Origin of the sequence: Gordonia gummivorans, assembly GCF_022513585.1 — a bacterium.
Classification (GTDB): Bacteria; Actinomycetota; Actinomycetes; order Mycobacteriales; family Mycobacteriaceae; genus Gordonia.
On the sequence record NZ_JAKWBF010000010.1, the window covers coordinates 63,028 to 77,823 of the forward strand.

Consider the following 14,796-nt stretch of genomic DNA (forward strand, 5'->3'; position numbering starts at 1 on the left):
ATGTCCGATTTGATACTCAACTGTTCGGACGACACACGTTCCGCCCTCACGCCCCCGGCCATACCTCGTCGACGATCCCGGCTACCTCGTCGGGCTTCTCCAGGACCAGGAAATGCCGCGCCTCGACGGTCCTAAGCCGACCACCGACGACGTCGGCGTACCGACGCTGCTTGGCCCGCCAGAACCGTTGCCAGGCGGGCATTCCCGACAGCGCCGCGACCACGATCACCGGCACCGCGGGCATCGGCCGGGTTCGTCGCAGCCGACGCAGCGACGCGTTGATGGTCGGGAACGCGGCGTTCTCGACGAGCGTGGCCAGCACAAACCCGGCGCTGCCGAAGAAGTGGTCGCCCCAGAAGTGCTGGTTCGCGTCGAAACCCTCCGGCGGCGCGGGCAGCACCTTGGTGCGCAGCCGTCCCCGACCGCGAATCCGTATCCGGGTCCGGTCCCCGACCGCCCGCACCGCAGACATCGCCCGGTGCGCATTGCCCACCCGGAATCGCGCAGGCACCAGACGCCACGGAACCAGCACATACGATCCGTCGAGGATCACCACTCCGGCCGTGTTCGACGGGTGCGCGCGCGCGAAACCCTCCACGTAGAGCGACGCCATCGAGTGGCCGACCAGGGTGACCGGCGCCGTCACACCGAGCGATGCGAGCACCTCACTCATGCGGGAGATCTCGGCATCCAGCGTCGGCACCCGACCACGTCGCACCGAATCCGACAGACCGTAGCCGGGCCGGTCGTAGCGGATCACCCGCCACCCGCGGATCACCAGGCGGGTGGCGAGCGGGTCGAGGTCGAACCAGTTGCTGCCGAGCGCGGCCATCAACAGGAGTGGCGCACCCGACCCCTCGTCGACCACGTGCAGCCGATCGCCGTCCACGGTGACAAAACGGCCCGGGGGTTCAGGCATCGGCGTGACTCACGAATCGGCAGGTTTGACCATCGGGAAGGCCAGCGACTCGCGGATGGACTGCCCGGTGATGAGCATGACGACGCGGTCCACGCCGACGCCGAGTCCGCCGGTGGGTGGCATCGCATACTCCAGGGCGGCCAGGAAGTCCTCGTCGAGTTCCATCGCCTCCGGATCGCCGTCGGCGGCCAGAATCGACTGCGCGGTAAGCCGTTTGCGCTGTTCGACAGGGTCGGTTAGCTCGGTATAGGCGGTCCCCAGTTCGACGCCCCACGCGACGAGGTCCCAGCGCTCGGCCACGCCCGGCTTGCTGCGGTGCGCCCGGGTCAGCGGCGACGTCGAGGTCGGGAAGTCGGTGTAGAAGGTCGGGAACGTGGTGCGATCCTCGCCCAGGTGCTCATAGAGCTCCAGAACCACTTGCCCCGCATCCCAATCCGTGCGGTGCGCGATGTCGAGGCGGTCACAGATCGCCCGCAACTCCTCCACCGGGGTCTCCGGCGTGATCTCCACACCGGCGCCCTCCGACACCACCTCGTGCACTGTGCGCACCGGCCACGGCCCGGAGATGTCCACGCGGGTCTCGTTGCCGTCCTCGTCGGTCCGCACGATCACCGGTTCTCCGTAGGCCGCAGTCGCAGCGTGCTGGATCATCTCGCGGGTGAGGTCGAGCATCTTCAGGTAATCACTATGCGCCGCATAGGCTTCCAAGCTCGTGAACTCAGGGTTGTGGCTGAAGTCCACGCCCTCGTTGCGGAAGTTGCGACCGATCTCGAAGACCCGCTCGACGCCGCCGACACAGAGCCGCTTGAGGTAGAGCTCGGGCGCGATGCGGAGATATAGGTCGAGGTTGTAGGCATTGATGTGGGTCTGGAACGGTGTCGCGTTGGCGCCGCCGTGGATCTGCTGCAGGATCGGTGTCTCGACCTCGAGGAAGCCACGTTCGGCGAGGAAGTCGCGCAGTGACTTGACCACCACGCTCCGGATGGCCAACAGCTCGCGGCTGCGCTCGTTGATCGCGAGGTCCACATAGCGTTGGCGCACACGGGCTTCCGGGTCGGTCAGCCCCGACCACTTGTCCGGCAGCGGCCGCAGGCATTTGCCGTTGATCCGCCAGGCGTCGATGAGCACCGACAGCTCGCCGGACCGGCTGGCGCCCATGACACCACGGGCCTCGATGAGGTCGCCGAGGTCGACGTCTGTGCCGAAATCCGGTGTCCCCGGGATGATTCTGGACTCCTCGACCAGAATCTGCACCTGTCCCGACCAGTCGTGCACGTCGGCGAAGGTCACCTTGCCGAAGTCGCGGAGCCGGGTCACGCGGCCGGCGATGGTGACCTGTGTGCCCTCCGGTTCGGCGATCGCCTGCGCGATGGTGTGCGTCGGCGCGTCGGCCGGCGGGTACGGGTCGAATCCCTCCTCGACCAACCGCTCGAGCTTGGCCAATCGGACACGCACCTGCTCGGGCCGATGCACCTCGACCGACGTCCGATCCTCCTCGGCGGCGAGTTCGGCAATCAGTGCCGGTGCGTCCACGCCGGCCGGGATCGCGGACCGTCCCTCGGTGTAGTGACGCCTGCGACCGAACCGGGGAAGCGTGACGAAGCCTTCGGTGACGATCGTCGCCAACCCCACGCGGGGCAGGATGCGGTTGTCCTCGAAGCACAGATACCGCGGTTCCCAGTCGGGCAGATACTTCGCGTTGGACTTGTAGAGCGACTCCATCTGGAAGAACTTCGAGCCGAACATCAACACGGAATACCCGAGACGCATGACGGGTCCGGCGCCGATCTGCGGGCCCTGCTCGAAGAAGGCGCGGAAGGTCGCGAAGTTCAGCGAGATCTCGGTGATGCCGAATTGCTCTGAGCTACGGCACAACTCGGTGACCATCGTCTCGACGACGCCGTTGATCCCGCCGCGATCGCGACGCATCACGTCCAGCGAGACGCCGCGTCGGCCCCACGGGACAAACGACAGCATGCCGATGACCTTCTCGTCGGCGGTGCCCTCGTGCTCGACCGCCTCGACGAGCAGGCAGTCGTCGTCGGCCCGATCCCCGAGACGCCCGAGGGCCATCGCGAAGCCGCGTTCCTCGTCGGTGTCGCGCCACGCATCCGCCCGCGCCACCATCTGGGTGAGCTCCTCGTCAGACAGCTCGCTGTGCCGACGAATGCGGACCGTGACCCCGGCCCGACGGGTGCGGGTGACCGCCTGCCGCACGGCCTTCATCGCCGAACCGCTGATGCTGAATTCGCGGGTGTGCAGGATCGCCTCGTCGCCGATGTTGAGCGAGCCGAACCCGGCCGCGTCGAAGGCGGCCGCGCCCCGGGAACTCGACCCCATCGCGGCGGGATGCCAGCCGTAACGCTCACACAGAGTGAGGAATTCTTCGATCGCCTCCGGCCACGACTCCGGGTCGCCGACCGGGTCGCCACCGACCAGTCCGACGCCGACTTCGACGCGGTAGGTGAGGGCCGCACGCCCGTCGGGTGAGAACACCACCGCCTTGTCGCGGCGGGTGGAGAAGTAGGCGAGCGAGTCGTCGTCGTTGAACCGGGTGATCAGGGCACGGATCAGCTTCTCGTCGTCGTTGGTCATCAGCGATTGCAGCCGCTGCGATCGGAACAGGACGGTCGCGGCGAAGATCAGCGCCAACGCACCCAGAAGGCCGAGCAGGCTGTCGATGAACACGTGGGTGTGGTGTTCGTCGAAGGTGCGGTCGTCGATCGAGCCGAACGTGACGACCCGGTTGAAGGCGTACGGCAACCGCTCGCCGCGTTCGAGAGAACCGGGCCACGCCCACACCAGCGCCCATCCGATGAGGGTCGCGAGAGCCAGGCCTGCCACGAGTGCGCCGAGGGCGCGCAGGATCGCGCCGCGTCGGACGCGTGTGTAGAACTGCCGATAGGTGACGATCAGGAAGATCAGCGCTGCTGCGTCGATGGCCAGACCGATGCCGATCTCGATGCGTTCGGCGCGGTCGACGCCGAACTCGGACGCGACCGGATCGATCAGCAGGATTGCGTTGCCCGCCATGAACAAGACCAAGTAGACGGTCGAGATCCACCAGGCGATGCGCTTGCGCGACGACAACGCAACAGCCAAGAGTGCCAACACGAACGCCCACGCGAAGCTCGTGTTGGGCAGCGAGATGACGTAGTTGTCGATGAAGTCGCGCGGCACATGGATGATGTGGCGGAACAGCGGGAACAGACTCGACAGCAGCGCGATGCCGGCGATGACACCCACCACGCGGCCCGCGATCTTGGGGGCGTTGCTGCCGAAACCGCTGGGCCGCCTGATCTTTTCGAGGAGATCGAAGGACCGGCGGTCGGCTTCCGTGCTCGCCCGGACCGATCCGGTGCGGTGGTGTGCGGGGTCGTCGGTCTCCGTCGGCGAGGGGTGTGCCGCGGGGGTCTCGATGGCCATTGCTCAACCGTAGTCCCCGACACCGCCAATCCGTTCGGATCGAGACGACGATTTCGGGCAAGATCGGTGATCGTGGACGATGTTTTTGACAACCTCGACGACGTTCCGATTCGCGACGACGTGATCCGGCTCGGTCAATTCCTCAAACTGGCGAACTTGATCGAATCCGGCGCGGAAGCAAAAGAGGTGATCGCGGACGGGCTGGTACTCGTCAACGGCGAGGTCGAAACTCGGCGCGGCCGCCAGCTGAACGTGGGCGACGTGGTCGAGTTCGGTGGCGGCGCGGCTCGCGTCAGCCGTGCAGACGCTTGAGCTCGGCCGGGGTGATCAGCCGCTCGGCCTCGGCCGGGAACATGCGTGCGGTGCGGACGCGGCCTAGACGGCCTCCGCTGATCGAGCTCAACATTGAACTGCGACGGGGAGAATGAAGTGTGTCGGCGAACTTCATGACCAATCAATCCCTGGTTGTCTCTACACTGTTTTCGGCGCCGTATCTGATACGGCTCGTTTTCACTATGGCGTAGTGAAACTTTGTCTCACTGTAGTCGGTCGGCTGCCAGGTTGTCTTCACCAATTCGCGTGGCCTTCGCCACCCGCCGGCTGACGACACGGGGTCGATCAACGTACCGGCTACATCGATCGTCGCACGTCAGGTGTTACCCATCGGTGTGCGACGCGCATCACATTCGCGATCGAATGACATTGGATTCTGGATGCAGAATGACTCAGTTAGACTTCGTCGACATCGATGGGATCGGGGGATTCATGAAACTCACTGCAGTACGACTGTGCGCTACGGCAGCGGCGGTTGCTTCCATCGCGGGTGGCCTGACGCTCGCCGAACCGGCAGCGGCGTCGGCCTACCCGAAGTCGGGTTCGTGCGACACGCACGGAAGCAAGGGGCGCAGCCTCGACTGCGACTGGCAAGTCCAGGACTACAACGTCTATGTGACGATCACCAACACCTCGTCGGTGAGCTCGATCCGCTGCGACGTCGAAGGCATCTCCCTCGAGAAGAAGTCGATCGATCTGCGGCCACGCGCCAAGGGCACCGTCGTGATGAAGCGCGACCCGGAGTGGACGCGGTGGTACGACGTCGACTGCAAGAGCTTCACCGACCAGCGCGAGCGCATCGAGCAGACCAGCAGCTTCGCAGTCCGGGGCGACTGAGTCCAGTTCGGGACATGTCCGACGCTCAGCCGGCTTTACACAACCCATCACGATCGGGGGAACGAGATGAAGGGCAACGCAGCACGACTATGCGCCACTGCGGTGGCGGTGGCGGCCGTCGTCGGCGGTGTCACGTTTGCCGCGCCGGCCGAGGCCGCGACCAGCGGTTTGTGCAACTTGTCGGGCACTGAGAACATCTTCGGGCGCCAGATCTGGTGCAAGTGGTCAACGGGCGGCAAGTACGTTTCGATCACACTCTCGAACGCGTCGAAGAGCAAACTTCGCTGCACCATCGACGGGTCTGAGTCGTCTGCCAAGACATACGATCTGTTCTCCGGCTCAGTGAACGATTACTCGGTGGAGCGCGACCCCGACAGTTCCACTCGGGTCGACATCGACTGCACGAGTTTGCCCGGTGAGTCGCAGCAGATACATCAGAAGGGCAGCTTCTCCGCCGACCCACCTGCCGACCAGACAGGTGGGTGCTCGCTGTCCGGAACCGGCTCCAGGATCGGCTGCTCTTGGAAGGCCGACGCGACCACGATCAACGTCACCATCACGAACAATTCGAAGAGCCGGATTGACTGCAAGATCGACGGCTCGGAATCCTCCGCACAGAACTACACGTGGAAGCTCGGCCAGTCGGGCTACGTCGGGGTGAAGCGCGACGCCGACCGCACCACCACGGTGTCGATCGACTGCAAGAACTACTCTGGCGAGCCCGAGCAGGTTCAGAAGACGGGCAGCTTCTCGGTCGCCCGGGCCTCGTGAGACGCCTTCGGATCAGACCCAACTCCGGCCTGATCCGGCCCACAGAAAGTAGGGGAAGAAACTCGTCCCCTACTCTTGGAGTCCTCCCCGCGAATTTTCTAGGGGACGACTACGAACCCCGGGGAAGAAGTTCTTCCCCTAGATTTTGCGGGCACGACGCGGGCCCATTTCCGCAGGTCAGCGGGATTCTTACCGACTCCCCGGATCAGGCCAGCCCCGCCAGGAACTGGTGCGCCCACTGGACTGCGGTGACGCCGGGCTTCACCTGGAAGGTGCGGTAGCTGCCGTGCGCTCCGGACTGCAGGAAGTTGTCGAAGGAGATGATCTGTTCCCGGGCTCGCTTGTTGCTGAGCTCGCCGACGATCTTGCCCGGCCCACCGAGGGTGAGCAGTTCGGCGACGATTGCTCCTGCCTCGGCCTGATACTGCAGGATCTGGCTGGGCGTCGGGTTGCTGGTCTCGGCCAGGTACCCGACGATGCGTGTCAGATACCAGTCGCGCGGAACGTTGCAGTAAATATCCTTGGGTTCACAGATGGTGAAGGCGCGCGGCAGCACCCAGCCCATGCCGTCGAGCCGCGGGCCGCCGCTGCCCTCCCCGCGCACCGGTGGGCCGACGAGATTGTCCTTGCGGGAGCGGCGCGGATCGGAGATCAGCACCACCCCGGCGACCTGACCTGGTCGGATCTCGGCGCGACCGGTGCCGATCTCCGACGCCACGTCACCCGCGGCGTCGGCGCCCTGGCTGTAACCGGTCAGCGCAATCCTGGTGCCCGGACAACGACGCAGCATGCTCAGGGCCAGGCCCTTGGTGTTGGCCACGGCCTGCGCCTTGGACTTGCCGTAGATCGCTCGCTCCCACGGGAACGCCGTGGCGTCGTAGCCGACGAACGACACCTTGGTGTCGGCTCCGAGCCCACTCGTGATCTCCGCCATGATGCCGGGACTGGCGCCGTTGGCCCAGGTCCCCGGAATGGCGAGCACGTAGATCTTGGGGCAGCCCGCCGGTGCGGCGGTCGCGGTCGGCATAACCGACACCGCTACCCCGGCAACCAGCGACAACACCGCGAAACAGGCGGCGACGATTCTCTTCGACATGCGGTTCACCCTCCGGCCGGCACGTGGCTGTAGTGCTCGGCGTTGCATATCGGCGAGTCTAGGACGCCGAGGCGGGTCACGAAACCCGGCATCCGATCCGGCGACGGCGACGAATACACCTGGGAAAGCGACTCCAAGCCGAAAGGAAAGCATGGTCGACGTCAGCCGCTCATTCACCGTCGAACGTCCACTCGCCGAGGTGGCCGCCTACTTGCGGGATTTCGCCAACGCGGTGGATTGGGATCCGGGCACGCAGTCGTGTGAACAGATCGGAACAGATCCGATCAGCCGCGGCACCAAGTGGCACAACGAGTCGCGGCTGTTCGGCATCTCGACAACCCTTGTCTACGAACTCACCCGCGACGACACCGACCACATCGTGTTCACCGGCACCAACAAGACCGCCACAAGCACCGAGGACCTCTCCCTGGTCAGCGTCGACGACAGGCACACCGAGGTCACCTACCACGCGCACGTCGACTTCAACGGGCTTGCGCGCCTCGCCGACCCGCTCGCGCAGCTCGGGTTCAACCGGCTGGCGCAGACGGTGCCGCCGCAGATGACGCGTGCGATCGAAAAGGCCACTCAGTGATCTCGATCTGCAGCCGAACTCCGCTGCCTGAGGCGCGACGAGCGCTGGCGAGGAGCCTCGGAGGCCCGGCGACCGTCACTATCTGGTCGACCAATTAACTTGTCTCACTGTGCGCTTCGATGCTCGCGTAGCTAGCGCTTGCCGCCAGAAACCGCAGGTGCGGCCAGAAACCGCTGGTGCGCCTCGGGTTTCTGACCAGACACGCAGTTTCTGAAATCGCGACACGCCGACCACGCGCCTCGGAGGACGGCGAAGCCGCCCTCGCGGTCAACCATCACAGAGGTCCCCGCCAAGAAACTAGGGGAAGAAAACTCGTCCCCTACCCTTGGTGTCCTCCCCTAGAAATTCTCGCGGACGACTACGAAACTCGGGGAAGAAACTCTTCCCCGAGATTTTGCGGGCAGGCTGCCAGTTCATTTGCCCTGGTCAGCGAGCCGGTCACCCAATTCTTCGAGTCAGGCAACCTCAGCGCTGCGCGACCTGCGTCGGGTAGATCGGGGCGGGCAGGTCCGAGGCACCGGTGAGGAACGCGTCGGCGGCCGCGGCGGCCGACCGTCCCTCGGCGATGGCCCACACGATCAGCGACTGACCACGGCCGGCATCACCGGCGACGAACACACCGGGCTGCCCGACGGCAGCAAAGTTGTCGTCGCGCTTGATGTTTCCGCGCTGGTCGTACTCGACGCCGAGCTTGTCCAGGAAGTCTTCGCGCTCCGGTCCGACGAAGCCCATCGCCAGCAGGACGAGGTCGCATTCGAGTTCGAAGTCCGAGCCCTCGACCTTCTCGAAGCGACCGTCACGCATGACCACCTCGTGCGCATGGAGCGCGGTGACCTTGCCGTCGGCGCCGGTGAACTTCTCTGTGTTGACCGAAAACACCCGCTCGCCGCCCTCTTCGTGGGCCGACGAGACGCGGTACATCAACGGGTAGGTCGGCCACGGGGTCGACTCGGCACGTTCCATGGGCGGACGCGGCATGATCTCGAACTGGTGCACGATCTCGGCGCCCTGGCGCAGTGAGGTGCCCAGGCAGTCCGCACCGGTGTCGCCGCCACCGATGATTACGACCTTCTTGCCCTTCGCGGTGATCTGGCCCTCGACCTCGTCACCGAGCTGAATCCGGTTGGCCTGCGGCAGGAATTCCATCGCCTGATGGATGCCGTCGAGCTCACGTCCCGGGATCGGCAGATCGCGACCGATGGTCGAACCGTTGGCGAGCACCACCGCGTCGAAGTCGGCGCGCAGCTGCTCGACGGTCACGTCCACGCCGACGTTGACGCCGGCGCGGAAGACGGTGCCCTCGGCCTCCATCTGCGCGAGGCGACGGTCGATGTGGCGCTTCTCCATCTTGAACTCGGGGATGCCATAGCGCAGCAGTCCGCCGATCCGGTCGGCGCGCTCGAAGAGCGTCACGTCGTGGCCGGCGCGGGTGAGCTGTTGTGCGGCAGCAAGACCCGCAGGTCCCGACCCGACGACGGCCACCGAACGACCGGTCTTCTCGACCGGCAGCACCGGGGACACCCAGCCGTTGTCGAAGGCGTTGTCGATGAGCTCCACCTCGACCTGCTTGATGGTCACCGGCGGCTGGTTGATACCCAGCACGCACGACGCCTCACACGGGGCCGGACACAGCCGCCCGGTGAACTCCGGGAAGTTGTTGGTCGCGTGCAGGCGCTCGATACCCTCGCGCCACCGGTCCTTGTAGACCAGGTCGTTCCACTCCGGAATGAGGTTCCCGAGCGGGCAGCCGTTGTGGCAGAACGGGATACCGCAGTCCATGCACCGGCTGGCCTGCGTCTGCAGATCCGAGTGCGCGAAGTCGGTGTAGACCTCTTTCCAGTCCAGCAGACGCAACTCCACCGGACGACGGTCCGGCAGGTCACGTTCGGGGTGCTTGAGGAATCCTCTGGGGTCAGCCACGTGCGGCCTCCATGATCGCTTCGTTCACATCTCGTCCATCCCGCTGTGCCGCCTCGATCGCCGCGAGCACTCGCTTGAAGTCACGCGGCATCACCTTGACGAATTGGCTCTGCGTGTCGTCGAAGTCCTCGAGAATCGCAGCCGCGACCGGGGATTCGGTCTCCGCGCGATGCTCGGTGATGATCGCCGACAGGAACTCGACGTCTTCGGTGTCGAGTTCCTCGATGTCCACGAGTTCGGTGTTGAGATTGTCGGCAAACTTGCCCTCGGGGTCGTACACGTAGGCCATACCGCCCGACATGCCGGCCGCGAAGTTGCGCCCGGTGTCGCCGAGCACCACCACCCGGCCACCGGTCATGTACTCACAGCCGTGATCGCCGACGCCCTCGACGACGGCCGTCACACCCGAGTTACGCACGCAGAATCGTTCGCCGACCACGCCGCGCAAGAATATCTTGCCTGCGGTGGCGCCGAATCCGATGACGTTGCCCGCGATGATGTTGTCCTCGGCGACAAAGTCTTCCGGCGCGTTGCGGGCCGGACGGACCACGATCCGCCCACCCGAGAGCCCCTTGCCGACGAAGTCGTTGGCGTCGCCCTCGAGTCGAAGCGTGATGCCCTTGGGGACAAACGCACCGAAGCTGTTGCCGGCCGAACCGGTGAAGTCGACCATGATCGTGCCGTCCGGAAGACCCTGCGCGCCATAGGTCTTAGTGACCTCGTGACCGAGCATCGTGCCGACCGTACGGTTGACGTTGGTGATCTTGGAGCTGAACGACACCCGGGTGCCGTTGTCGATGGCCTCGCGGCTCTGCGCGATCAGCTGCTGATCGAGCGCCTTGTCCAGGGCGTGATCCTGGACGCCGGAGCAGTACAGGTCCTGGTTCATGAACGGCGACTCGGGAGCCGACAGGATCGAGCTGAGATCGAGCTTGCCCGCCTTGGCCGAACCCCAGTGCGCCAACGCCTTTCCGGTGTCGAGCGCCTCCACGTGACCCACCGCTTCCTGCAGCGTGCGGAAGCCCAGCCGAGCCAGGAGTTCGCGCACCTCCTCGGCGATGTAGAGGAAGAAGTTCTCGACGAACTCCGGCCTGCCGGTGAAACGCTCACGCAGCAGCGGATTCTGGGTGGCCACACCCACCGGACACGTGTCGAGGTGGCAGACCCGCATCATGATGCACCCGGAGACCACCAGCGGCGCCGTGGCAAAACCGAATTCCTCGGCGCCGAGCAGTGCGGCCACCACGACGTCGCGGCCGGTCTTGAGCTGACCGTCGACCTGCACCACGATGCGATCACGGAGTCCGTTGAGCAGCAACGTCTGCTGCGTCTCGGCGAGACCGATCTCCCACGGCGCACCGGCGTGCTTCGTCGAGGTCAGCGGGGTCGCGCCGGTGCCACCGTCGTGACCGGAGATGAGCACGACGTCGGCGTGCGCCTTGGACACACCGGCGGCGACGGTACCGACACCGACCTCGCTGACCAGCTTCACGTGGATACGTGCGGCCGGGTTGGCGTTCTTCAGGTCGTGGATCAGCTGTGCGAGATCCTCGATCGAGTAGATGTCATGGTGCGGCGGCGGCGAGATCAGCCCGACGCCCGGTGTCGAACCGCGCACCTCGGCCACCCAGGGGTAGACCTTGTGCGGCGGAAGCTGGCCGCCCTCACCGGGTTTCGCACCCTGCGCCATCTTGATCTGGATGTCGGTGCAGTTGGAGAGGTAGTGCGAGGTGACGCCGAAGCGGCCCGACGCGACCTGCTTGATCGCGCTGCGTCGCCAGTCGCCGTTCTCGTCGTGATGGAAGCGACGCGGATCCTCGCCGCCCTCACCCGAATTCGACCGCCCACCGAGCCGGTTCATCGCGATGGCCAGGGTCTCATGCGCTTCGGCCGAGATCGAGCCGAAGCTCATGGCGCCGGTCGAGAACCGCTTGACGATCTCGCGGGCCGGCTCGACCTTGTCGATCGGGATCGGATCGCGGTCGCCGAAGTTGAAGTCGAAAAGACCACGCAGCGAAGCGATCTTGCGCGACTGATCGTCGACGAGCTTGGTGTACTCCTTGAACACCGAGTACTGCCCGGTGCGGGTGGCGTGCTGCAGCTTGAACACCGTGTCCGGGTTGAACAGGTGGTATTCCCCCTCACGCCGCCACTGGTACTCGCCGCCGACCTCGAGCTCACGATGGGCGCGCTCGGTGGGTCGCTCGGAGAACGCCAGCGCGTGGCGCTTGGCGACGTCGGCAGCGATCTCGTCGAGGCCGATGCCGTCGAGCTGGCTGTTGAGACCGGTGAAGAACTCGTCGACGGTCTCCTGCCCGATGCCGATCACCTGGAACAGCTGGGCGCCGGTGTAGGAGGCGAGCGTGGAGATGCCCATCTTGCTCATCACCTTGAGCACGCCCTTGCCCGCGGCCTTGATGTAGTTGGCGCGCGCCTTCGCGAAGTCGATGTCGCCGAGCGCACCGCGCTCCACCATGTCCTCGATGGATTCGAAGGCCATGTACGGATTGACCGCGGCCGCACCGAAACCGATGAGCGCGGCCACGTGATGGACTTCGCGGCAATCGCCGGACTCCACGATGAGTCCCACGCGCGTGCGCTTGCGCTCACGCACCAGGTGGTGGTGCACAGCCGCGGTCAGCAGCAACGACGGAATGGGTGCCGACTTCTCGTCGGATTCCCGGTCGCTCAACACGATCAGGTTGACGCCGTCGTCGATCGCCGCACTCACCTTGGTGCGGATCTCGTCGAGCGCGCGGCGCAGACCGGCGCCACCCTCTTCGACCGGGTACAACCCGTGGACGTGCAGGCTCTGGAAGTCGGAGATGTCGCGACCGCTGGCGGTCTTGCAGTCCTCGATGTCGACCAGCTTGGCCAGCGCGTCGTTGTCCAGAACGGGCTCGGGAAGCACGATCTGGCGGCACGAGCCCGGGCCGGGATTCAACAGGTCGGCCTCGGCGCCGATGGTGCCACCCAGGCTGGTGACCACCTCTTCACGAATCGCGTCCAACGGCGGATTGGTGACCTGGGCGAAAAGCTGCTGGAAGTAGTCGAAGAGCATCCGCGGCCGCGCGGAGAGCACCGCGATCGGGGTGTCGGTGCCCATCGACCCGATCGCCTCGGCGCCGGTCTTGGCCATCGGCGCCACCAACAGGTTCAGCTCTTCGTTGGTGTACCCGAACACCTGCTGGCGCAACGCAACTCGCTCGTGTGCCATGTGAATGTGCGGACGCGCGGCGATGTCGTCGATCTCCACCAGACCGTCGTCGAGCCACTGGGCGTACGGCTGCTCGGCGGCGAGCTCGTCCTTGATCTCCTCGTCGTCGACGATGCGGCCGGCCGCGGTGTCCACGAGGAACATGCGGCCCGGCTGCAGACGCATCTTCTGCACCACGTCGGAGTGGTCGATGTCGAGGACGCCGACCTCCGACGCCATCACCACGAGACCATCCTTGGTGACCCAGATTCGGCTGGGGCGCAGACCATTTCGGTCGAGCACCGCACCCACCACGGTGCCGTCGGTGAAGCACACCGACGCGGGGCCGTCCCACGGCTCCATGAGCGCCGAGTGATAGCGGTAGAAGGCCTTGTGCTCGGGCTTCATCGACTCGTGCCGCTCCCACGCCTCGGGAATCATCATCAGCACGGCATGCGGCAGGCTGCGGCCACCGAGGTGGAGTAATTCGAGCGCCTCGTCGAATCGTGCGGTGTCCGATGCTCCCGGGCTACACGCAGGGAAGATCTTGGCAGCCGCATCGGGACCGAACGCGTCGGTGTTGATGAGCGCCTCGCGGGCCCGCATCCAGTTCTCGTTGCCGGTGACCGTGTTGATCTCGCCGTTGTGGGCGACCCGGCGGAACGGATGGGCCAGCGGCCACGACGGGAAGGTGTTGGTGGAGAAGCGCGAATGCACCAGGCCCAGTGCACTTTCCACCCGCGAATCCTGCAGATCCACGTAGAAATCGCGAAGCTGCGGGGTGGTCAGCATGCCCTTGTAGACAAAGGTCGCCCCGGACAGGCTCGGGAAGTAGACGGTCTCGCGGCCTGGACCGTCGGCACCGGCACCCTTGGTGCCCAGTTCGTACTGCACCCGCTTGCGCACCACGAAGGCACGCCGCTCGAGTTCCATCCGCTCGTCGTCCGACGGCTCGCCGGCGGCGATGGCGTCGGGCAGCGAGATGAACAGCTGACGGAACGTCGGCATCGCATCGCGCGCCAGAGCACCGAGCGAGGAGTCGACGGTGGGCACCTCACGCCAGCCGAGCAGGCTCAATCCCTCGGCCTCGACGATCTTCTCCACGCCGGCACATGCCTGGCGGGCGTCCTCGGCCCCCTGGGGAAGGAAGGCGATGCCGGTCGCATAGCGGCCCTCGACGGGCAACTCGAAGTCCACGACCTCGCGCAGGAAGCGGTCGGGTACCTGGATCATGATGCCCGCGCCGTCACCGGTGTTCGGTTCGGCGCCGGCGGCTCCTCGGTGTTCGAGGTTGACGAGCGCCATGATCGCCTTGTCGACGATGTCGCGGCTACGCCGTCCATACATGTCGACGACAAACGCGACACCACACGAGTCGTGCTCGTTGCGAGGGTCGTAGAGACCGACCCGGCCCGGAGCATGCTTCATAACTTCGCCTCACTTTGTGTGCCAGATGGGCACACGCATCCACGTCGTCAATGTCTGGGGGACACGCGAGTCCCGTGACCACGCGTCGAGACCTGCCCGAATCGGGGGCTGACCTGGGTAGATCCGACGGTCACATGGTGGTATCTCCCATCAGCGCCGTTGCTGATGCGGCTGCCAGCAGACGCGCACGCCGCCCGGCACCACCCTGCTTCACCCTCAGCTCACGTGCAGCCGTCTCGGCCCGCTCGCAGTCGTATGAGCATTGTCGGCCATTTTCT

Annotated in this window: 9 protein-coding genes; 4 read left to right on the forward strand and 5 right to left on the reverse strand. The window is 65.6% G+C overall.

Annotation, left to right across the window (positions count from 1 at the left end):
* Window positions 1-46 precede the first annotated feature (46 nt).
* Both MKW15_RS09705 and lysX read right to left on the reverse strand, forming a co-directional pair.
* On the reverse strand, window positions 47-919 hold the full coding sequence (locus MKW15_RS09705) for an alpha/beta fold hydrolase (RefSeq protein ID WP_240857401.1): 873 nt from the start codon (window positions 917-919) through the stop codon (window positions 47-49).
* 9 nt (window positions 920-928) lie between these two features.
* Window positions 929-4,345 (reverse strand): bifunctional lysylphosphatidylglycerol synthetase/lysine--tRNA ligase LysX, encoded by a 3,417-nt coding sequence (gene lysX / locus MKW15_RS09710; RefSeq protein WP_240857402.1) that lies wholly within the window; start codon window positions 4,343-4,345, stop codon window positions 929-931.
* A 72-nt stretch (window positions 4,346-4,417) separates the two neighbouring features.
* Here lysX and MKW15_RS09715 point away from each other — a divergent pair, with 72 nt between their 5' ends.
* The 3 genes from MKW15_RS09715 (at window position 4,418) to MKW15_RS09725 (ending at window position 6,286) form a co-directional block, all read left to right on the forward strand.
* The gene (locus tag MKW15_RS09715) at window positions 4,418-4,657 is read left to right on the forward strand and encodes an RNA-binding S4 domain-containing protein (RefSeq protein WP_240857471.1); all 240 of its coding nucleotides are present in this window, start codon (window positions 4,418-4,420) and stop codon (window positions 4,655-4,657) included.
* A gap of 408 nt (window positions 4,658-5,065) precedes the next feature.
* Window positions 5,066-5,515: a hypothetical protein gene (locus MKW15_RS09720; RefSeq protein WP_240857403.1), complete on the forward strand. Its 450-nt coding sequence runs from the start codon at window positions 5,066-5,068 to the stop codon at window positions 5,513-5,515.
* A 66-nt stretch (window positions 5,516-5,581) separates the two neighbouring features.
* On the forward strand, window positions 5,582-6,286 hold the full coding sequence (locus tag MKW15_RS09725) for a hypothetical protein (protein WP_240857404.1): 705 nt from the start codon (window positions 5,582-5,584) through the stop codon (window positions 6,284-6,286).
* Between the two features lie 205 nt (window positions 6,287-6,491).
* On the opposite strand, the gene MKW15_RS09730 is transcribed toward MKW15_RS09725, so the two are convergent.
* On the reverse strand, window positions 6,492-7,313 hold the full coding sequence (locus MKW15_RS09730; RefSeq protein WP_240857472.1) for a cutinase family protein: 822 nt from the start codon (window positions 7,311-7,313) through the stop codon (window positions 6,492-6,494).
* Window positions 7,314-7,533: 220 nt separating this feature from the next.
* Between MKW15_RS09730 and MKW15_RS09735 the strand changes: the two genes are divergently transcribed.
* Window positions 7,534-7,974 (forward strand): SRPBCC family protein, encoded by a 441-nt coding sequence (locus tag MKW15_RS09735; protein ID WP_240857405.1) that lies wholly within the window; start codon window positions 7,534-7,536, stop codon window positions 7,972-7,974.
* A gap of 465 nt (window positions 7,975-8,439) precedes the next feature.
* Here MKW15_RS09735 and MKW15_RS09740 read toward each other — a convergent pair whose 3' ends face one another.
* Both MKW15_RS09740 and gltB read right to left on the reverse strand, forming a co-directional pair.
* Entirely contained in the window at window positions 8,440-9,894 is a 1,455-nt protein-coding gene (locus tag MKW15_RS09740) for a glutamate synthase subunit beta (RefSeq protein WP_240857406.1), read from the reverse strand.
* Complete coding sequence (gene gltB, locus MKW15_RS09745; RefSeq protein WP_240857407.1) at window positions 9,887-14,518, reverse strand: glutamate synthase large subunit; 4,632 nt, start codon at window positions 14,516-14,518, stop codon at window positions 9,887-9,889. The genes MKW15_RS09740 and gltB overlap by 8 nt, the downstream gene beginning before the upstream one ends.
* Window positions 14,519-14,796 lie beyond the last annotated feature (278 nt).